The 19,362-nt window shown below is 55.1% G+C and carries 17 protein-coding genes and 1 pseudogene; 4 read left to right on the forward strand and 14 right to left on the reverse strand.

Annotation, left to right across the window (positions count from 1 at the left end; translation table 11 throughout):
* Positions 1-140: 140 nt before the first annotated feature.
* From MKX76_RS19660 to MKX76_RS19675, 4 genes and pseudogenes are all read right to left on the reverse strand, one after another.
* Complete coding sequence (locus MKX76_RS19660) at positions 141-1,241, reverse strand: metallophosphoesterase (protein ID WP_007130422.1); 1,101 nt, start codon at positions 1,239-1,241, stop codon at positions 141-143.
* 140 nt (positions 1,242-1,381) lie between these two features.
* Positions 1,382-1,687, reverse strand: coding sequence for a hypothetical protein (locus MKX76_RS19665; RefSeq protein WP_007130423.1), 306 nt, complete (start codon positions 1,685-1,687; stop codon positions 1,382-1,384).
* A 476-nt stretch (positions 1,688-2,163) separates the two neighbouring features.
* Positions 2,164-2,946, reverse strand: a pseudogene (locus tag MKX76_RS19670) (TrmB family transcriptional regulator); the annotation flags it as partial.
* 106 nt (positions 2,947-3,052) lie between these two features.
* Positions 3,053-3,856: a zinc ribbon domain-containing protein gene (locus MKX76_RS19675; protein WP_007130425.1), complete on the reverse strand. Its 804-nt coding sequence runs from the start codon at positions 3,854-3,856 to the stop codon at positions 3,053-3,055.
* A gap of 372 nt (positions 3,857-4,228) precedes the next feature.
* Here MKX76_RS19675 and MKX76_RS19680 point away from each other — a divergent pair, with 372 nt between their 5' ends.
* Positions 4,229-4,597: a hypothetical protein gene (locus MKX76_RS19680; protein ID WP_007130426.1), complete on the forward strand. Its 369-nt coding sequence runs from the start codon at positions 4,229-4,231 to the stop codon at positions 4,595-4,597.
* A 71-nt stretch (positions 4,598-4,668) separates the two neighbouring features.
* On the opposite strand, the gene MKX76_RS19685 is transcribed toward MKX76_RS19680, so the two are convergent.
* The 4 genes from MKX76_RS19685 to MKX76_RS19700 all read right to left on the reverse strand — a co-directional run bounded on the left by MKX76_RS19685 (position 4,669) and on the right by MKX76_RS19700 (position 10,160).
* The gene (locus tag MKX76_RS19685) at positions 4,669-4,800 is read right to left on the reverse strand and encodes a hypothetical protein (RefSeq protein WP_260842921.1); all 132 of its coding nucleotides are present in this window, start codon (positions 4,798-4,800) and stop codon (positions 4,669-4,671) included.
* Between the two features lie 241 nt (positions 4,801-5,041).
* Positions 5,042-5,935, reverse strand: a complete 894-nt coding sequence (locus MKX76_RS19690) for a M15 family metallopeptidase (RefSeq protein WP_144878771.1) — start codon at positions 5,933-5,935, stop codon at positions 5,042-5,044.
* A 180-nt stretch (positions 5,936-6,115) separates the two neighbouring features.
* Positions 6,116-6,841, reverse strand: coding sequence for a hypothetical protein (locus MKX76_RS19695; protein WP_144878770.1), 726 nt, complete (start codon positions 6,839-6,841; stop codon positions 6,116-6,118).
* 217 nt (positions 6,842-7,058) lie between these two features.
* Positions 7,059-10,160 carry a DEAD/DEAH box helicase gene (locus MKX76_RS19700; protein WP_144878769.1) on the reverse strand — a complete coding sequence of 1,034 codons (3,102 nt, stop codon included), beginning with the start codon at positions 10,158-10,160 and terminating at the stop codon, positions 7,059-7,061.
* A gap of 190 nt (positions 10,161-10,350) precedes the next feature.
* Between MKX76_RS19700 and MKX76_RS19705 the strand changes: the two genes are divergently transcribed.
* Entirely contained in the window at positions 10,351-10,563 is a 213-nt protein-coding gene (locus tag MKX76_RS19705) for a hypothetical protein (RefSeq protein WP_007130430.1), read from the forward strand.
* Positions 10,564-10,737: 174 nt separating this feature from the next.
* Here the strand turns inward: MKX76_RS19705 and MKX76_RS19710 are convergent, their stop codons facing one another.
* The 3 genes from MKX76_RS19710 to MKX76_RS19720 all read right to left on the reverse strand — a co-directional run bounded on the left by MKX76_RS19710 (position 10,738) and on the right by MKX76_RS19720 (position 13,886).
* Positions 10,738-12,030 carry an ABC transporter substrate-binding protein gene (locus MKX76_RS19710; protein WP_007130431.1) on the reverse strand — a complete coding sequence of 431 codons (1,293 nt, stop codon included), beginning with the start codon at positions 12,028-12,030 and terminating at the stop codon, positions 10,738-10,740.
* Positions 12,031-12,168: 138 nt separating this feature from the next.
* A complete protein-coding gene (locus MKX76_RS19715) occupies positions 12,169-13,005 on the reverse strand; it encodes a carbohydrate ABC transporter permease (RefSeq protein ID WP_007130432.1) in 837 nt (278 codons plus the stop codon).
* Positions 13,005-13,886, reverse strand: a complete 882-nt coding sequence (locus MKX76_RS19720; protein ID WP_251535985.1) for a carbohydrate ABC transporter permease — start codon at positions 13,884-13,886, stop codon at positions 13,005-13,007. Before MKX76_RS19720 ends, MKX76_RS19715 begins: the two co-directional genes overlap by 1 nt.
* A 153-nt stretch (positions 13,887-14,039) precedes the next feature.
* Here MKX76_RS19720 and MKX76_RS19725 point away from each other — a divergent pair, with 153 nt between their 5' ends.
* Positions 14,040-15,821 (forward strand): cache domain-containing sensor histidine kinase, encoded by a 1,782-nt coding sequence (locus MKX76_RS19725; RefSeq protein WP_251535986.1) that lies wholly within the window; start codon positions 14,040-14,042, stop codon positions 15,819-15,821.
* 9 nt (positions 15,822-15,830) lie between these two features.
* Positions 15,831-17,444: a response regulator transcription factor gene (locus MKX76_RS19730; protein ID WP_251535987.1), complete on the forward strand. Its 1,614-nt coding sequence runs from the start codon at positions 15,831-15,833 to the stop codon at positions 17,442-17,444.
* Positions 17,445-17,696: 252 nt separating this feature from the next.
* On the opposite strand, the gene MKX76_RS19735 is transcribed toward MKX76_RS19730, so the two are convergent.
* The 3 genes from MKX76_RS19735 to MKX76_RS19745 all read right to left on the reverse strand — a co-directional run bounded on the left by MKX76_RS19735 (position 17,697) and on the right by MKX76_RS19745 (position 19,357).
* Positions 17,697-18,077: a RidA family protein gene (locus MKX76_RS19735; RefSeq protein ID WP_251535989.1), complete on the reverse strand. Its 381-nt coding sequence runs from the start codon at positions 18,075-18,077 to the stop codon at positions 17,697-17,699.
* 69 nt (positions 18,078-18,146) lie between these two features.
* Positions 18,147-18,821 (reverse strand): NAD(P)H-binding protein, encoded by a 675-nt coding sequence (locus MKX76_RS19740; protein ID WP_341034495.1) that lies wholly within the window; start codon positions 18,819-18,821, stop codon positions 18,147-18,149.
* A 254-nt stretch (positions 18,822-19,075) separates the two neighbouring features.
* Positions 19,076-19,357, reverse strand: a complete 282-nt coding sequence (locus MKX76_RS19745) for a hypothetical protein (RefSeq protein WP_251535992.1) — start codon at positions 19,355-19,357, stop codon at positions 19,076-19,078.
* Between the last annotated feature and the right edge of the window lie 5 nt (positions 19,358-19,362).

The following is a 19,362-nucleotide window of genomic DNA, read 5'->3' on the forward strand; positions in this document are numbered from 1 at the left end:
CGAATGAATGAAGTATAACGCAATTAGTATGAAAAAATAAAGTGAAAATTTACGGAAATCTATTCAACGAAGAGCTAAGCGGCCAAATCTTGAGCATTTGAGCACCAAAAGGCCACCGTTAACCGGTGGCCCACGTTGTATTATGGCTGAAACGCGACATGAATTTGCACGATTTCGGAGCGGGAGCCGAGCCGGATCGGCGGTCCCCAAAATCCATAGCCCGAGGAAACGATGGAGTGCATTTGTCCTTTTTTCAAATAACCCCAATCATTTTCAAACAACGCCCCGGTAATCAGGTGAGCCGGGAATACCTGCCCGCGGTGGGTATGGCCCGATACGACCAGGTCCACGCCCTGCTCCTTGGCCTCATCCAGCGCATTCGGCTGATGATCCAGAAGAAGAATGGGCCGCGTCTTGTCGGCCTCCTTCAGGATCTCGGATAATGGGGCACGCTCCGTATCCTGCTTGTCCCGTCGCCCGGCAATCATCAAGTCCTCGACGGCTGCCGCCTCATCATACAGCACGGTCATCCCGCTGCGCTCCAGTGCTTCAATCAGCTCTTTAATGTCACCTTCGAAGCGGTCATGGTTGCCAAGCGAAGCATATACCCCGTATGTAGAACGGATGCCTGACAAGATTCCGTCAATGCCTTGGCCAAGATAAGCATCCAGATCGTCGTCGATCATGTCACCCGGGAACAGCACCAGATCCGGCTTTAACGCATTAATTTCCTCAACCATCCGCTTCGCATGGCCTTTTCCCGACAGCAGTCCGAAATGCATATCGGAGGCCATGACGATATTAAGCTCATCCATCGCTCCGGCATCCTTGGCAATATTCACGCTGTATGCCCGTACCGTCGGGCTATAGGCATTAAACGTACCAAGCCCGATCAACAGCAGTAAGAGAACCAACACGAGCAGACCTGCCCTCTTCCCCGCGCCGTCCCGGCGGAGCTTCGTTCGGCGCAGCACCCACATCGTTAAATGCAACAACGGGAGAACGAGGATCAGCACGTAAAAGACCGCCATCCAATAGGCACCGATTACGTTCAGCACCGTAAGATTGCCGAGGAAACGCCCTGATATAAAAGAGGTCGATACGACCGTCAGGACGATAATGTACAGTGTCTTGAACAGGGCGGATTTCCCAGGCCCCATCCAGCTCCATACACTTCGCCCGATATAATAGACGAGCAAGCCGTAAATGATCAACGCTATGATTCCTATGAAAATATACATCGCCATCTCCTTTTCATACACTCATTATATCAAGGCTAATGAGCAAATCCCAGCACTCGCCGGTAAGGAAGACAGCATCCGTAATGATATATTCATACTTGAGATCGTATGCTATATTGGTGCTTGTTCATAATTATAGGCTACAACCCCGTATGCTTTCGCGGAATGAGCTCATTCAAGATCGATTTCAGGTTGCGATCCTCGGTATAACGCTCCTGACCCATATCCAATTCATTGACCCGGATGTAGGAGTACGTTGCATCCGGAGTCACCGGCTTGAACAGCAGCTCATCGCGCTCATCCGGAACGACGTTGTATTCCATATCGTGAAACATATCCAGAAGCTGCTGTCCGGTGGGCTGCTTCCCCTTATCAACAAAGATCAGGCCCCTTAATTTCTTGGGTCCTTCCTTGTGCCCGACTGTAAAATGAACGATGCATTCCATGCAAGCCACTCCTCTCGCTTCGTTGTCTGAATATCCTGCCCCTTACTCATGATATCCTGCATCGCGGCGGTATAGTCCCTTATGCAAATAAACGCCAGGATAGTTCCCGGCGTTCGTTAAAGTTTGATTGTATTTTATCATAAAATTACGGATCGGGCTGTGATTCATGTCATTGCCGATTCATACAATGCCATTGCGCTGGTGTGCGCAAGCCTAGTATAGATGAACTAGCGATTTCAGGCGCAGCATCTAATACGGGCAGATCGTGCTTGTCACGATCAGCTATCTGTCCCTTTGGATGCGTGCTCAGATGACGGCCCCTGCTCTGCCTCCGCGTTAACGCCGGATTCAGCTTCCGCTTCCAAGCCGGTCGCCGCTTCTTCAAACGCTCCCGTCTCGGGTAAAGCTACCCTTAAGGCATCAGGATCAATCGCACGTTCATCCTCTTCCCCGTACGGGTCGGCATAGCCTTCCGGCGTGACGTACTCGCTTTGAATGAGCCCGAAATTCCGGCCGTACCGCGACTCCAGCGTGTCTCCCATATCCTGCTCAAGCTGGAACAGCACCATCTCTTGGGTGAAATGATGCAGCAGCAGCTCAGCCATCACAGGGTGTTCCGTAATTACGGCACCGGTCTCGAATTCACCGCCGCGCATCCCGAGCATGCACCACTCGCGGTCCACGACGAAGGAGAATTTGCGGCCGCCCCGCTTTCGTTCCTCGAGGCCCCTCCAGCCCGGCCAAGCAAGCGTCCGCGACAAGCTCTGCTCAGGGCCGTCGCATGCCCACAGCACCTTCACGCCTCTAGCCTCCGCTTCGGCCAGCGGCTCGCGAAGCAGCGCAGCCTCCTCCCGCCAGACATCGACCACAATCTCGCGCTCTGCCCGTCCCAGCTCCCGAACGAGAGCATCTAGCACGGCTTGATCTCCTTCCATGCTGAGGAACGGGGCAGCCGTACCGCTGCTGCGCGGCAGGCTTTTCTCCACATAGGCAAGGGAAGCCTCCACTCGTCCCGAGATCATGCGCGTCAATTCCTCCGGCTTCAGCGACCGGTATCGGACGGGTTCTCCGTTCATGCGCTCGAGCGCTCCCTGCCGTTCCAGCCGCTGCATGGCCGCATACACATTGGACCTGGAAGCCCCGAGGCGCTTCGCCACCTCGTAGCCTCCGGCGGGTCCATGCTCGGCAAGGTCCACCATAATTTTCGATTCGATCTCGGTAAATCCTAAATTGCGCAGATGATGCAGCAATTGTTCCATAATTTCTAGTCCCCCCAAAGATGCTCGAACGCTTGCTCTATCATACACACGATTGTTGTTGAACTTGCGCTTAAGGCCATGGTCGTCCGATTCCCTTACAATTCAATTAGATTTGCTCCGCTCCGCAGCGCGGGCACCATTTCGAGCCCTTCGGCAGGTCGACGCTGCAAATTTGACATTTTACCGTATCCCGCACCGTCTCTTCTCCGGACACATAATCCTGGTTCTGATTGTTTTCCTGCCAGAAACGAATGCGCCGGTCCAGCTCCAGCTGTCTTTCCCGTTCACGCTCGAGCTCTTCCCAGTGGCGGCGCTCCTTCTCCTGCTCCTCCTGCTCAAGACGAAGCTGCTCAGGATCCACCTCCGGCTCAAGAAGCTCCTCATCGACAGGGCTAAACGGCTCCGGACCTTGGCGATACGTGAATGGCTCATGGTCTCGCTCATCGGCAGCTGCCGCATAAGCATCGGCCTCATCTTCATCCTCGAAATCGAATCTAACCTTGTTCAGCTCAGGCTCCTTCACCGCTTTTTCAATCGGTTCTTCCTCTTTCGGAGCGATGCTGGCCAGCTTGCGGCCGCAATTCGGACAGAAATTGGCATCGAGCGCCACCACGCGTCCGCATTGGCAGACCCGCTCATTTTTCAGCACCGCAATCCGGTTGCGGATCTCTTCAATCTTCTCCTGAAGACCGTCGCAGGTCTTGGCCAGCTCTACCATTTCCTGCTCGGCAACGGACATATCCTGCATGCGGTAGCCTTCGTAGAATACTTTCCCCATTTGAAGGTAGTACGAATTTTTCTGCTGCTCGATCTCCGCAATTTGGCTGTTCAGTTTATTGACTTCTACCACGTGCTGAGCTTTTTCCGTTGCCCGGTTCGCACCGTCCTTAAGCCTCTGTAATATATTCATCCCTATTTCCTCCTCTTCCTTATACCCGCATCATAACGCGCTTCCTAAAGCAGCGCATAGTTAACATCATTAATGAATTAAACGCTCACCCCTAACCGGTCCTCCGGTTCCCGCATGCCGTCGATCGGGCCATGCCAGGAAGGCGGACATCTCATCTATCCAGTATACGGCGGTGACGGTGATTCTATCATACCAAATTCCTTGCTTCTTGTGAAAATCGCCGTCTTCCTGTCATTTCAAGTGATTCAACCCGATTCCGGTTGTGTAAAGAATAGAAAAAAGCCAGCACCTGCCTCAAGCCAGCGTTCAATCTGGCATCGAAAGCTTACCGGCCGTGCGGTAAGCCGGCTGCCATTACTGGAGGGATAAAGCATGACAACCGATAAAAAAACCTATTATGTCTCCGTCAACCATAACCTGATCCGGGATGTCCCGGGAGATTCCAATGAATTCATCGTCATGCTCAGCAAGGACGAATTAACCCGGCTGAAGGACTTGATGAATGATTTCAGCAGCACCGACCGCTATGCGTTCCAACGGACCTTTGTACCGTATAAATCGGCTGATCACGATGAAGCCATTGAGCAATTCGATGAGCGGACAATCGACCTGTACGCATTCCTCCATGAGCATGGGGATGAACGTACGCGCCGCATGATCGAGGATATGAACATTATCCGCAAAATGGATGACACCGGCTATGACGATCCGGGCTACGAGAATGCCCCGCTTAATAAATAAACGAAATGACAAGCCATAAAGCAGCACCCATGTGAAAAAAAATCCTGGTAGGCGGCTCTTCTTACACAATTTCAGCGGCCGAAGGGCATGACAAGCCTCTCGCTGCTTGCATTAGGCGGGAATCCTGCATAGAGGCCGTAAGCTTGCATCAGGCGGAAATCCTGCATGAGGTCGGAAGCTTGCATCAGGCGTGAAGCTTTCATCACACTGGAACCCTGCATCATGCGTGGAGCTTGTGCACCTGGCGTGAGGCTTGCATGCCGGGAACCGCTCGCAGGATTGATCCAAAGAAACCCCGAAGCACAGCTCCGGGGTTTCTTTGCGATTGCTTAGCATTCCCGACGTCCAATTAACCTGAAAGCTCGTTCAACGGTTTAGCTCTTTTCCGGTCATGGCAATGAAGGGATTGCGTATTCCCCCGGCTCCGACCATTTCACACGACAGCTACAGCTTCAGGTTAGCTTCGTCGAAATACTCCTCCAGCGTCAGGCCGCTCTTGGCAATGTCCGGCGCCAGATCCTTCCCGACATAGCGGATATGCCAAGGCTCGTACACGTATCCCGTAATATCCTCCGCCCCTTCCGGGTACCGGATGATGAATCCGAATTCCGGCGCGCGTCTGGCCAGCCACTCGCCTTCCTCCGTATGGCCGAACGCTTCCTCCAGCGCATTGCCTGCGCTTGGACTCGACACGTCAATCGTCAGGCCGGTCTGGTGCTCGCTCGTGCCGGGCACTGCGCTGACCCGGTTCGCCTCCGCTTCTCCCTTGGTGCGGACATTATTTTCATATATCACCTTCTGGCGGTCATATGAACGGTAACCCGAAACCGCGCGAAGCTCCATTCCGTCCATCTCGGCCGCTGCAAACAATTCCTCAAGCGCCTTGGCTGCCTCTTGTCTCAACATCCGTTTCTCATGGGGACCGTCGAAGGAAAACGGAACGTTCGGCTCCACAAGATCATTCGGCTCGTAGCCGTCCGGGAGACTGCGCTGCTTGTTCACCACTACGGTGACGGCATCCGGATTGGTCACGACCTGCTTGCCGTTCTCCTCCTGCACGGTTGCCTGAAGCGCGTTCTCGCTCCGCTTGGCCATCACGGGATCCGCCGGCTCGTTCCCGGCCTCAGCGCCCTCCCCGGTTCCTTCTGGAAGCGTCGTGCCTTCCTGGCCCTCGGCCGGCGATTGAAGCTCCTGTCCCTGCTCTTTGCCTGAACCCGCGTCATTCGATTGGCATCCAGCCAAAATGCTCCCCGCTACTAGCAGAGATGAAAGCATCAGGCTTGTCCAGCGTATCCTTTTTCCATAAAATGCATTCATCACTGCCTCGTCCTTTCCCATCTTCATTGTCCTCATTGTACCTTATCCAAGCGGTACAGGACAAACGCTGTCATGTCGAAGAATGACGCGCTATGCCGTCATTTCTCCGAATTTGCGGTGCCAAGGCCGCGCTTTACGGCCATTAGGCGTGAAAAAAGCAGCCATGCGCCTGGCCGCTCCTTTCGAGAGGTGCGGCTACAGCTATGGCTGCTCTATGCGGCGGCGCTTCTGCTCGGCCCGCTCCGAAGCCGCACGGGCAATGAGGCCGAGCGCCTGGGTAACGCCGCTTACCCCCGGCAGCAGGCCCGCCCAATCGCCGGCGGGCCCAAGCTCCCCGGGCGGCGGCGGGGACAGCGGCACCGCCAGCTCGCCCAGCTGCGGCCCTGGCCGGTGCAGCCGGCCTTCGGCCGCAGCCTCGGCCACCCATTCGCCGGGAGAAGGGCCGGACGGCCCCTTCTCCTTCACGCGGGTGGCCGCGTCCCCGGCGGTGCCGCCTGGCCGCGGTGGTACGGCCTTGGCCCAGGCGTCGAAGACGCCGGCCAGCAGCGCCTCCCGCGGCAGCCCCAGCAGCGCCAGCAGCTGGAGCGGCTCCGCCGCAAGCTTCTGCCGTGCGGCGTCCAGCACGGCCGCGGCTTGACCGCAGGCTTCGCGCCCGCATGTGCAAGGCACGCCCTCCCCTTCGCCCGGCAGGGGCGAAGGAACAAAGCCCGCCAGCCACGGGGCTTCACGGCCTGCGAGGAGCGAGTACAGCTCCAGCGGATGATCCGTAAGGTAGGCGATTATCGTATTGCGGGCATCGCTAGTAAGCGGCTCGATCGTCACGCTCATTCCGCAGCTCCCACCTTGCTCCCCGTCCGGACCGGTCCAGCCCTGAAGCCGCCCCGCAGTCAAATCAAACCGGGGCTCGCCAGTCTTCGTCGGTTCCATAACAGCACCCTCCTCTTCGCCGTAAATCCTTCTATGTCATCCAAACATTCAAAATTGTTTCGCTCGATATAGCAGCCTGATCTGAAGAGAATCTGGGCAAGCATCCTGAACGAAAGAATTTGGCTAGCGTCCTGATCGAAAGAGAACTTGGACAGCATCTCAATCAAAAGAGAAAATCCGTATAGCACCCTCATTCATAAGCGAACGGGATGCCCGTTTACATCCAATCCTGTCCTTGAAGCTCGATCAGTCGGCGGAGCTCGCCGTCGGACATTTCCGTCAGCCATGTCTCGCCGGAGCCGACGACCTGCTCGGACAACGCCTTTTTCTGTTCGATCAGCTCGTCAATCCGTTCCTCCAGCGTCCCCTGGCAGATCAGCTTATGCACCTGCACATTGCGGTGCTGTCCAATCCGGAACACCCGGTCCGTTGCCTGATTCTCCACCGCCGGGTTCCACCAGCGGTCGTAGTGGAGCACATGATTCGCGCGGGTCAAATTCAGTCCCACGCCGCCGGCCTTCAGCGACAGCACGAAGAATTCCGTGCCTTCGCCGTTCTGGAAGGCCCGGACCATCTCGTCCCTTTCGCGCTTCGGGACGCCGCCATGGAGAAAATGAGGCTTCTTCCCGTACTTGCGTCCGAGCACGTTCACAAGCAGCTCGCCCATGCCGACATACTGGGTGAAGATGAGCGCCGATTCCCCCATATCTGCAATCTGGTCGAGAATCTCGAGCATCCGCTCCATCTTCCCGGAGGCTTCCGCGCGCACCGCTCGTCCCTCCTCCTGCCGCAGCAGCTGAGGATGATCGCATATTTGCTTCAGCTTGGTCAGCGAGGACAGCACCAGCCCCTTGCGGGCCATGCCCGTCTGGGTTTCGATCTGTCCCATCATCTCATCCACGACGGCCTGATACATAGCTCCCTGCACCTCCGTCAGCGTGCAGTAGGACTTCACCTCCAGCTTCTCCGGCAGATCCTTGCGGATGTCCGGATCGCTCTTCAGCCTGCGCAGCATGAACGGCGATACGAGCCGGTGAAGCTCCCGGTACCTCTCCTGCTGCCCTTCGCCGGCTGCATACCGCTGACGGAAGGCATGGAAGGAGCCCAAATACCCGGGATTGAGAAAATGGAAGATGGACCACAGCTCTGCCAGTCGGTTCTCCACCGGCGTACCGGTCATGGCAATCCGGTGGGGGGCCGACAGCTTCATGACGCTCTGCGCCTGCTTGGTACGGTAATTCTTAATATACTGGGCCTCGTCCAGTACAACGCTGGACCATCTGATGCCGGACAGGTCTCCTCCGTCACGCCCGGCCAGATGGTACGTGGTCAGCACGACGTCGTACTCCTTGGTCTTCTGCGTGAACTCTTCGCCCCGAAGCCGCCGGACACCATGATGAACATGAAGCGACAGCTCCGGGGCGAACCGCTGGAGCTCCCGCTGCCAGTTCCCAAGCAAAGACGTCGGGCATATGATCAAGACCGGCCCGGTCTCCCCGTCCGATTCCCTCCGGTCAAGCAGGCAAGTAATGACCTGAATCGTCTTGCCAAGCCCCATATCATCCGCAAGGCATACGCCAAAGCCCATGTCGCGCATCATGCTGAGCCATTGATACCCCCGCTCCTGATACGGCCTCAGCTCCCCATGCAGCGTCGAGGGGACAGGCCGGGGAGGAACCTTCCGGATGAACTCGCCTTCGAGCAAGGAGGACAGCAGTCCTGCGGATTCCACCTCCTCGATAAAGAGGCCCTTCCAGAGCCGTTCTCCGTCCATCTCGGCGGTCAGATGCATCCATTCCGCGAGCTCCATCTCGCCCTTTTCGTGGCGCTTCATGAAACGGAGCACCTGGTTGATCTCCTTCAAGTCGACCTCAACCCATTCACCGCGGAATTGGACGTACGGCAAATTCTGCTCCGCCAGCGATTTCAGCTCTTCCCGGGTGAGACGCTGGCCTCCCATGGCCGCGGAAATTTCAAAGCGAACCAGATGCTCCATCCCCATCACAGGGAGCGGATGCATCCCGCCCGGCGATCTCGCGTCGGACATCATCTTTAGGGACAGCCCGACCCGTCTGCGGCCTTCCTTGCTCCACCTTGATGGCATTTGGACCGTCACGCCTCTTCGGGCCAGTCTCGGAACCGAATCCTTCATAAAGGAAGACAAGGCGCTGAGCGGAATCGTCGCCCCATCGGGTGCCGGTCCGCGTAAGCCCTCCGCCAGCTCCGGCGCAAGCTCCGCGGCTTCGCCAAGCCTTAGCAGCAGCTGCTGCTTCACGGAGGAATAGATCCGTCCCCGGATCAGCGGATCCGGCTCCGCCATTCCCCAGATGCTGCCTGCGGGGAGCAGCAAGCCCTCATCCTCCAAGCCCCGTGCCCAAAACGAGATTTGCCAATCCTGCCGGTTGTCCGTAAGCGGAGGCTCAAGCCGAAGTCCGAGCCCGACCGTTCCGCTCTCAGGGGGCGCATCCTCGCCCGCGGCATACGGAACCGACGTTCCTCCCGCCGCCTCCACCGCCGATGTCAGCTCCCCGATCTCTTCGGCTGTTCCTTGAACCGGGAGCTCACGGTTCACCGTCAGCAGACTGTTCCACCACAGCTCGGCTAAGGGAGAATGCCCGCGGCGATAATTCGCCAGATGGGGCCGCAGCTTATCCTGGGTTTCCCGCACCGCCTCCCGGGCCTCGCTGTTCAGAATGCCGCACAAGAACGAGTACAGCACGATCGCGCCCGCTTCTTCCCGGGTTGACGGGTCATGCCCGGCCAGAGCTGCCGGCACGCCGATGCAGACCGGCGGAATATTGGCCGCCAGGTGCATGAATCGCTCCGAGTCCTCCCCGGAGAGCTGCGGCTTCCATACCGCACGGATGCTCTGCATCGTGGTGCGCCGTCTTCCGACCGCCGGCACTTCGGCTGTTCCGGGCGCAAGCTTGCCTTGAAGCAGCAGCTGCAGCGCAAAGCGGCTTGCTTGTATCCAAAATTCCATCTCTTCTCCGGCTGCGAGGCCCTGTGCTTCATAGTTTGCCGGCGTAAGCTCGAGCAGCATTTGGAACGCATCCCCCGGCGTCAGCGCCAGTCCTTCCATCGTCCGGCCGCCAACCATCTTCCGCTCCGGACGACGCGTGCTTCTCGCCCCATAGGTCGGGGACGGATATCTGAGCTCGGCCAGCCGGAGGGTTGCATTTGCGAAGGGACGGCTTCCATCCTGCATCCGTACGGCACGGACAACGCGGCTCCATGCATCTACCTTGGGCTCGGATACCTCTCCGGAAAAACAAAAGAATGCGTCACCTAACCATACGCCATAAAGCGGTTGATTCATCGTTGTCTCCCGTCTTTTCCTGCTTTTTATAGATATTATTACTATCTTATACGATCGCCGCATAATTTCAAAACGGTAACCAAAAGAATTTTCGGGCAAATAAAGGATGCCGCTCCCCTAAATGTTGCCACCTAGCCGGTCCTTCATGCGTATTGAATAAATAAACCTACATTTGTCAGGAGGAGCTCGTGTGGACATCTTATTTGCCGGAAGCATTATTGGGCTGGGCGTTATATTAATAGGTATTTTATTTTTTATTATTCACATCTTGATTTGTATATGGGGATACCGCGATGCACGCCGTCTTGGCAGAAGCCCTGAATTCGCGCTGCTTGTCGTCCTCGGTCTGCTGTTCTTTCCGATTGTCGGACTCATCATCTATCTGCTGATCCGAAGGGCTTAGAGCTTGTCAGCCGTCGTCGCGGCATATCCAGCGAACACTCCGGGATCATTTGGCGATCGCAATGATGCGAGGACATCACTCTATTCCTGCGCGCCTGCATTCCCATAGCTGCCCCATACACGCAGAAGAGGCCGCTCCGACTAATCGGAGCGGCCTCTTCTCGCTTCTATTCGTTTATTTCGCCTTCAGGCTCTCCCAGGATTTCTGGATGCCCTCGAACAATTGGTCTTTATTCACATTGCCGGCAACATAGCCTTGCATTTGGCTGCCGAATTCGTTCATGCCGCCATCCGGGAATTTATTGAACTCCCAGCTGAGCGTCTTGCCTTCCTTGCTGTATTTCACGATATCGTTGCCGAGATCGCCCAGTGTTTCGCTCTTGGTTTCAATGCTCTTGAAGGCCGGGATGAACTTAAATTCGTCCGTGATGTACCGTTTGCCGGTTTCCGAGGTGACAAGCCAGTTCAGGAATTCCTTCGCTTCAGGCTTTACCTGGGATTTGTTGTTGACTACCCAGTTGTTCGGCACGCCGACCGGAAGCTTGTCGTTCTCCTCGGCATTGTCGTTGATCGGCATCGGCAGGAAGCCGATGTTCAGCTCCGGATTGATTCCGTCAATCTGCACCTGGGTCCAGTTGCCGTTCTGTGTCATGGCGGCTTCCCCGCTGGCAAACATCGTGATCTCGGTGTTGTAGTCGGTCGTCAGCGGGTTCTTCTGGCCATACTTTACCGTCAGGTCAAGCAGGCGGATCCATTCGTCGAATTTCGCATTGCCCGCAATCTTCTCCGTTCCTTCGTTCAGGCCTTTGACAAAAGCATCCGGATTCTCTTGATGGGCAAACGGGATATTCAGCAGGTGGTTGGCCAAAATCCACGTTTCCTGATAGCCGTTGGCAAATGGCGTAATGCCTGCCGCTTGGAGCTTCTGCGCAGCTGCCTCAAGCTCGGTCAGCGTCTTCGGCAGCTCGGTGATGCCCGCTTGCTTGAACAGGTCCTTGTTGTAAATGAAGCCGTAGCCCTCAATGCCGAACGGCTGCCCATACAGCTTGCCGTCTTTCGTCATAGGTTCCTTCGCTACGTCCAGCACATCGTCCACCCATGGCTGGTCGGACAGATCTTCGATATTCTCGAACCAGGTTTCCAGGTCACGGTACCCGCCTACGTTGAAGATGTCCGGCTCATCGCCTGATGCAAACTTTGCCTTCAATGCCGCGCCGTAGTCAGAGCCGCCCCCGACCGTCTGAATGTCCAGCTTGATGCCGGGATGCTCCTTCTCATATTCCGCCTTCAGCTGGTTCAGCGCCTCCGCAATTTCAACCTTGAATTGGAAAATCTTAATGGTCTTCGTTCCGCCCTCAGCGCCGCCTTCGGCTCCCTGGCCGCTCTCTTTCGAGCCGCCGCCGCATGCTGCAAGCAAGGTGGAGAACGCCAGGATCATGACCAGCAGAAGCTTACCTTGTTTCTTCATGTTATGAATCCTCCCTTTTGTATAGGTGTATCAGTTGCTATGAATGGCGTTTTGCTTCTTCAGTATAATTAACCTTTTTTCGATTCATCAGGTACGATATTGATCTCTCGGGTGGATGAAATTGACCGCTTTACCGGTTTATCCCTTGACCGCCCCGTGGGTAATTCCTTCAATAATGTATTTCTGCATCGCCAGGAAGAAAATGATGATCGGCAGAATGCCGAGCACCAGCGCCGGCAGCGCCAGATCCCACTGCTTGGTATATTGCCCGAAGAAGGCGAAGGTCGCAATCGGTATCGTCCGCAGCTCGGCGGATTGCAGGATCAGCGACGGCAGCAGATAGTCATTCCAGATCCACAGCGTGTTCAGAATGATCACGGTCACGAACATCGGCTTCATGAGCGGAAATACGACCCGGAAGAATACGCCGTAGCCGCTCGCTCCGTCCACCGTTGCCGCTTCCTCGATCTCCAGCGGAATCGACTTCGTAAATCCATGGAACAGAAATACGCTGAGCGGAACACCAAACCCGAGATAGCAGATGATCAGGCCGTACAGGCTGTTATTGATGCCCATCGTTGCGGTTACCTTCACCAGCGGAATCATGATGGACTGGAACGGAATGACCATGGCTGCAACGAACAGGGCGAACATAAGCCGGTTAAAGCGCGTATTGCGCCGCACCATCTGATACGCCGTCATGGCGCTCAGCATCGCCAGCAGCAGATTGCTGGCAACCGTGACGACCAGGGAGTTCCAGAGCGCCGACGGAAAGTTCGTAATATCCCATGCCCGCGAATAGTTGCTCCATTCAAACGTTGTCGGCAGCCCCGCCGAATCGGTCAGCAGCTCGCCGAAGGTTTTGACCGAATTGACGAACAGGAAATAGAACGGTACCAGGAAGAGCAGAGCAACGATGATCATGATGAGCTCGGTAGCCAGCGTATTCAGCTTGTATTTTCTAACGGTCTCCATTAAGCCTCGACCTCCTTGCTCTTCGTGAACCGAACCTGCAGGCTTGTGATGATGGCGACGACGATGAAGAAGATGACCGCCTTCGCTGTGCCGAGGCCCAGACGGTTATTCGTATACGCTTCGTTATAGATGTTCATGGCCACCGACTCCGTGGAGCCGAACGGCCCGCCCTTGGTGAGCGACAGGTTCAGGTCAAACATCTTGAACGACCATGAGATCGCCAGGAACAGGCATACAGTGACGGCAGGCATCACGAGCGGTATAATGATGGACCGAAGAACTTGTCCCCTGCTTGCGCCATCGATTTCGGCCGCCTCCAGAATATCCTTTGGCACGTTATTGAGCGACGAAATATAGATGACCATCAGATAACCGGCCGTCTGCCATACGAAGACGATGACGATCGCCCAGAAAGCCGTCCCCTTCGTCCCGAGCCAAGGCAGATTGAAGAATCCGAGATTCGTCGCGTTGCCGATCGCCGCGAAGCCTTTTACGAAGATGAATTGCCAGATGAAGCCCAGAAGCAGGCCGCCGATCACGTTCGGCATGAAGAAGATCGTCCGCAGCACGTTCCTCGTCTTGAGAGGCTTGGTCAGAAAATAGGCAAACACGAAGCCGAGAAGATTCGTAAGAATGACTCCCAGCACCGTGAACCTTGTGGTGAACCAGAATGAGCTGCGGAATTTATCGTCATTGGTAAATATCGTTACGAAGTTATCAAAGCCGACCCAATCGATTTTATTCGATACGCCATTCCAGTTGGTGAAGGAATAATACAGTCCTAGAAGGAATGGAATGATCATGATCAGGATGAAAAAAATAGTGGAGGGTCCCACGAACAGAAACTGCTGGAGCAGAGCCGATGATTTTTTTCGATTCATCCCTGTGATCTCCCCTTTGCGATAAGATGTTGTATGATGTATAGCCATTATGAGGTAACCTGTTATCATTGAACACGGAGAATCATGAACCGTTAGGTGTAAAATATTGACCATACGCTTTTGTACGATTGATCCTATCTGAGGTGAGCTGTCATGAAATTCCGCAGTATTCAAACCCGGCTGATTCAATTCATGCTGGCCGTTACAACGATTCCGCTTCTGCTCTCCTTAATCATCACATTCTCGCATACCCGCGAATCCGTGAAGGAACAGACGGTTAACGAGAACATTCGGCTAATTTATCAAGGAGCGACCAATTTAAGAAACTATATGAACAGCATCAATCGGGCTTCGCTCTCCGTCTATTCGGACTCCTATTTTCTGCGCAATCTCGCCCTGGATCCGGACAATCACCGCGTCATTGCCGAGCTCTATGCCACCCTGCAGGCGATTCAGACAGGGATGGAGGACATTCATCAGATCTACCTGCACAACTACTTAACCGGTCAATCGACCCAAGTGTCGAGCAATCTTCCAAGGCGCGAGTTCCGGAAGGAGCCTTACCGCCGGATTGAGCAGTTCGGTCCCGGCCCTGCCGCGGTCGAGCCGATCCATGAGGTTCATAACTACGGATTTCCCCGCAGACCGGCCGACATTACCGATTTCAAGGTGATCACCTTTTACCGGTCGATCAACAACATTCCATCTCCCGAGCAGTACGCTCTAATGGCGATTGATGTGAAACTTGACAGTATCTTGGCCATTTGCGACGAACTGTATGCCAAGGGCGAGGAGCAGTTATACTTGATTGATGATACAGGCAGCATCATGTATAGTCCGAATTCCGATGAAATCGGGCAGCCCTTTGCCGATCAGACGCTGCTGAATGAAATCGCCAAGGGAAAACAGGGCTATTATGACGGCAAGCAAGCGATGGTGATCTATGAGAAGCTGGATCTGCCGTATGCCCCCTGGACTTTGGTGAAGCAGATACCGCATAAAACGCTGTACAAAAATTCGACGGAACTGACGGGGATCAACGCGATTATTGCCATTTTTGCTCTACTGGTTGTCATTTTCGGCACCCTATGGATATCCATTCGGATTACAAGACCCATTAAACAGCTCACGAGTTATATGAATCAGGTACAGACCGGGCGGCTGGATGTCGATATCGATGTAACGAGCCCCGACGAGATCGGAATTTTATCCCGGCGGTTCCGGAATATGATGGATACGATCAACAACCTGATCCTGCGGGAATACCGGCTGGAGCTGGCCAACAAGACCAACCAGCTGAAAGCGCTGCAGGCACAGATCGATCCGCATTTTCTGTATAATGCCCTCCAGTCCATCGGAACGTTGGCCCTTCAGCATAAGGTGCCGCGGATCTATTCCCTGCTCTCCTCCCTCGCTAATATCATGCGCTACAATATGCGTAACAGCGAGGCGAAGGTAACGCTGCAGGATGAGATCCATCATGTGCGGCTATACTTGGAGCTCCAGAAGCAGCGTTTCCGGGATCAGCTTGAAATTACGTGGGATCTGGAGCCGGAAAGCCTGCAGGCCCCCGTTCCGAAGATGATTCTGCAGCCGATCGTCGAGAACTATTTCAAGCACGGCATGAACAGCAGGGAGACCGTGGGACGCTTATCGATTTCTTCACGCATCACAGAGGAACATAGGCTCGTCGTCGTGGTCGAGAATAACGGCACGTCGATTGAGGAAGACCGACTGGCGGCGATCCGCCGCATGCTGGCCGATCCTTCGGGCCATGAGCCGCGAAGCGGCGATGCCGGGGATATCTCCATCGGGCTTATGAATGTGCTGATGCGCCTGAACCTGTATACGGACAACAAGGCTGTTTTAACCATCGAGAATGCAGTGCCGCATGGCGTCATTGTCACGCTCAATATCAACGCTTGGGGAGAGTGAGCATAAGAAATGAAAGTATTGATCGTGGACGACGAACAACACGTAAGAGAAGCGATTGAGATGCTTGCGGACTGGGAGCGTCATGGCATAACGGAAATCTATCAGGCTGCCGACGGCGAGGAGGCGGTCCGGTTGATTGAGGAGAAAGATCCCCAGATCGTCATGACCGATATGCGGATGCCGAATTCAAACGGCCTCGAGCTGCTGACCTGGCTGCACACATCCAGACCCGACATCAAGGTGCTCGTCATCAGCGGATACGATGATTTCGAGTATGTCCGGCATACGATCCGCTCGGGGGGATCGGATTATATTTTGAAGCCGGTCGAGGCGGAAAGCCTGAACGAGGCGCTTGGCAAAGCGGCGGATGCCTGGCGGTTGGAGGAAGAAAAGCGGAAGCAGATCATGAGCCAAAATATCGAAATGAACCAGATGACCCCGCTCTATATGGACCGGCTTCTCTCGGATCTTGTGAACGGATACGGCAGCAGAGAGAGCATCGTGGCCCAGCTTCAAAACCGGATAGCTCTGCCTCAGGCAGGAGCTCACTGTCATATATTCGTTATAAGCGATGTTCAGTTTGACAAAGACCTGCTGTCCAAATTTCGGAACCGGCGGCATCTGCTCTCCTTCACCTTGATTAATATCTGCAACGAGCTGCTGCGCGATCAGGGTGTGGCTTTCCGACATATCGACAAGCCCGGTGAAATGATTGTGCTGTATTGGAACCCTCGTCTGCCCGTCAACGATATGCTAGAACGGATCAACGACGGATTGTTCGCCATTCTCCGGCGCCGGGCCCATTTCGGCTATGCGGCAGCAGCTTTCCCTGCGGAGCTGCCGAAAGCATACCTGAACGCCGTCCAGGCCTTGTGGAGCCGCAACCTGCTGACAGGCAAATCGCGAATTCACAAAGACCGCGTCCCGGAAAGCGAAGGCTCCCGTACCCCTCGCTTGGCCACGTATGAAGAGAAATTCAAATTAGCCGCCCTGAGCGGGAGCAAGGAACGGATCGAAGCTGCCGCGGATGAGTGGTTGAAGGATATCCGGGACATGGAGCGGGTGTCTCCGGAGCAGCTGCTGCGCTTCAACTCCGAATGGGACTGGATGCAGCAGCATTGGACCGAGAATGAAGTAAAGAGCATACAGGAGCCCGTAGAGGACGCGGAAATCTCTCAAGACCTGCCGTCCCCTCTTCCCTTGAATGAGGACGGCATGCTGTGCTGGGACCGCTGGCGGGAACAGATCTGCGGCCGACTCAACGCAGCCTCCAGAGTGCTTACCCAGATTCATTCGAAGGAGAACCATATTATTCATGATATCGCCCGGTATTTGGAAAACAGCTATCATGAGGAGATTTCGCTGCAGCAGATTTCCGGTCGGTTCTTCCTCAGCAGGGAGTATATCTCTCGCAAATTCAAACAGGAATTCGGCGTGACCCTCTCCGATTTTCTCGGACGTGTACGCATCGACAAGGCGAAGACCCTGCTTCTCAATCCTCAGCTCCGCATTGCCCAGATTGCAGAGATGATCGGTTACCAGGATGAAAAGTACTTCAGCAAGGTGTTTAAAAAAATGGAGGGCGTGACGCCCAACGAATATCGGAAGGTGCACCAGAAGTAAGAAGCAACAGCCGGAATATGGCTCACGGGAGCAACGGCTGCCGGCTCGGAAAGACCGGGGGCACGGAACGCCCGCTTGAGCTCTGGGAAACACCGGCTTGGCGACGGCAACGTCCGGTCTCGTTCCTCGCGCTCCTATTGGAACTGGTCGGCTCCCATACAAGTAAGAGGAAAACTGATCCTGACAAAAAAAAGAGCTCCCGGCCGCCTCTAGGGTGCCGGAGCTCTTCCTTACGTTTTCCTTCGATATCCATTATCCCTTGACTGCAATGACTTCGATTTCCACCAGTCCGTCCTTAGGCAGGCGGGCTACCTCCACCGCGCTCCGCGCCGGATAAGGCTCGGAAAAGAAGCTGCCGTACACCTCGTTTACCGCTGCGAAATCATTCATGTCCTTCAGGAATACGGTTGTTTTGACGACCCGGTCCAGGCTTGTCCGTGCCGCTTCAAGAATGGCCTTTACATTGCTTAAGGACAGCCGCGCCTGTTCCTGCACGCCTTCACCGAATTCCCCCGTTTCCGGATTCAGACCGAGCTGGCCGGAGGTGTATACGAAGCCGTTGATCTCTACCGCCTGGCTGTAAGGGCCGATCGCGCCTGGCGCTTTAGGCGTGGAAATAATATGTTTGTTCATGGATAAGGCTCCCTTCTATGTAATTCTGTTATGTTCACATTGTAAACGTCCGGCTGCAGACTGGCAAATTTAATCAGCCGTATCGCCCAGCACATGAATGACTTCATTCGGATAAATGTGATGCCCCTTCATATCGGTAAGCCCGATCCTCACCATGGCGCGGGCCACCTTCAGTGAAGGGACTGCCCGGTATGGAGCGAGCTTCGGACGCCTGAACAGCACATCCAGGGAAGTCATCAATACCGCAGCTGCCTGCTCGCCGAAACGGCTGTCCGGCCGCTTTCCAAGCAGCAAAGACGGACGGAACAGATGCAGGCCATGAAAGCCCATTTCGGCCAGGCCTTCCTCCATTTCGCTCTTGGTCCGAAGATAGAAATTCCGCACATCCGGGCTTGCTCCCATCGAGCTGACCGCCAGGAATTGGCGAACGCCGTGCCTTCTGGCAAGGGCCGCCGACTTCAGCACGTATTCCACATCGACCTTTCGGAATTGTTCCCGGGAGCCGGCCTTCTTGATCGTTGTCCCGAGGCAGCAATACACGCTGTGAACACCCGCGAAGGCTTCTTCGAAGCGTTCGAGCTCATCCCAATTCACGGGAATGCTCCGCAGACTCGGATGGGTAGCCTCAAGCGGCCTTCTCACCAGAACCCGGACCTCATCCATCTCAGGTCTCTTTAGCAATTCCTCGGTAACCTGTCCCCCTACAAGCCCCGTTGCCCCAATAACGAGTGATATCCGTCCCATCTAACTGCCCCCCTTAATTATTCATCATCTAAATCATTCATCAGGTTAAGACCGCGGCTTATGGACAACCTGGACAGCTTAGATGTGGACAAAACCTCCGTCAATGTTAGGCTGGCCGAACTCCTGCTACTGAGATCATTCTACACCCCATAACGCGGCTGTCAACATACTTGAATCGGGTGAAACCACTCATGGACCATACAGCCGTTTACAGGAGGATGAGTCGCAGCTTAAATACAGAAAAAGAGTGCAAATCAGGCACGATTCGCACTCTTTCTCCAAGCGGTTATCAAGTTAAGCAGCGGTTTCCAATCCCTGCGGAACCAGCCGGGGGCTTCGGCATGCGCCGCGTCCCCCTCCGGCAAACCGTCCGGTATGGACGCCTCGCTCAAGCCTTCGTGAATAGGGAAGGGCTCCTCCTCCATCCAGACATAGTACTTCATATCAAACGTACTGACCATGTCTCCATGAAGCGTTAGCACCTTATCGTTACGAATATCGATCACCTTGCCGGTCACAACCCGGTTCTCCAACACGATCA

It is taken from the genome of Paenibacillus sp. FSL R5-0810 (assembly GCF_038002285.1).
Taxonomy (GTDB): Bacteria; Bacillota; Bacilli; order Paenibacillales; family Paenibacillaceae; genus Paenibacillus_AQ; species Paenibacillus_AQ lactis.

Bases quoted from the DNA above. Each gene is read 5' to 3' on its own strand.
- MKX76_RS19660 (WP_007130422.1), bottom strand. From the start codon at position 1,241: ATGTATATTTTCATAGGAATCATAGCGTTGATCATTTACGGCTTGCTC.
- MKX76_RS19665 (WP_007130423.1), bottom strand. From the start codon at position 1,687: ATGGAATGCATCGTTCATTTTACAGTCGGGCACAAGGAAGGACCCAAG.
- MKX76_RS19675 (WP_007130425.1), bottom strand. From the start codon at position 3,856: ATGAATATATTACAGAGGCTTAAGGACGGTGCGAACCGGGCAACGGAA.
- MKX76_RS19680 (WP_007130426.1), top strand. From the start codon at position 4,229: ATGACAACCGATAAAAAAACCTATTATGTCTCCGTCAACCATAACCTG.
- MKX76_RS19685 (WP_260842921.1), bottom strand. From the start codon at position 4,800: ATGAAAGCTTCACGCCTGATGCAAGCTTCCGACCTCATGCAGGATTTC.
- MKX76_RS19690 (WP_144878771.1), bottom strand. From the start codon at position 5,935: ATGGGAAAGGACGAGGCAGTGATGAATGCATTTTATGGAAAAAGGATA.
- MKX76_RS19695 (WP_144878770.1), bottom strand. From the start codon at position 6,841: ATGGAACCGACGAAGACTGGCGAGCCCCGGTTTGATTTGACTGCGGGG.
- MKX76_RS19700 (WP_144878769.1), bottom strand. From the start codon at position 10,160: ATGAATCAACCGCTTTATGGCGTATGGTTAGGTGACGCATTCTTTTGT.
- MKX76_RS19710 (WP_007130431.1), bottom strand. From the start codon at position 12,030: ATGAAGAAACAAGGTAAGCTTCTGCTGGTCATGATCCTGGCGTTCTCC.
- MKX76_RS19715 (WP_007130432.1), bottom strand. From the start codon at position 13,005: ATGGAGACCGTTAGAAAATACAAGCTGAATACGCTGGCTACCGAGCTC.
- MKX76_RS19720 (WP_251535985.1), bottom strand. From the start codon at position 13,886: ATGAATCGAAAAAAATCATCGGCTCTGCTCCAGCAGTTTCTGTTCGTG.
- MKX76_RS19725 (WP_251535986.1), top strand. From the start codon at position 14,040: ATGAAATTCCGCAGTATTCAAACCCGGCTGATTCAATTCATGCTGGCC.
- MKX76_RS19730 (WP_251535987.1), top strand. From the start codon at position 15,831: ATGAAAGTATTGATCGTGGACGACGAACAACACGTAAGAGAAGCGATT.
- MKX76_RS19735 (WP_251535989.1), bottom strand. From the start codon at position 18,077: ATGAACAAACATATTATTTCCACGCCTAAAGCGCCAGGCGCGATCGGC.
- MKX76_RS19740 (WP_341034495.1), bottom strand. From the start codon at position 18,821: ATGGGACGGATATCACTCGTTATTGGGGCAACGGGGCTTGTAGGGGGA.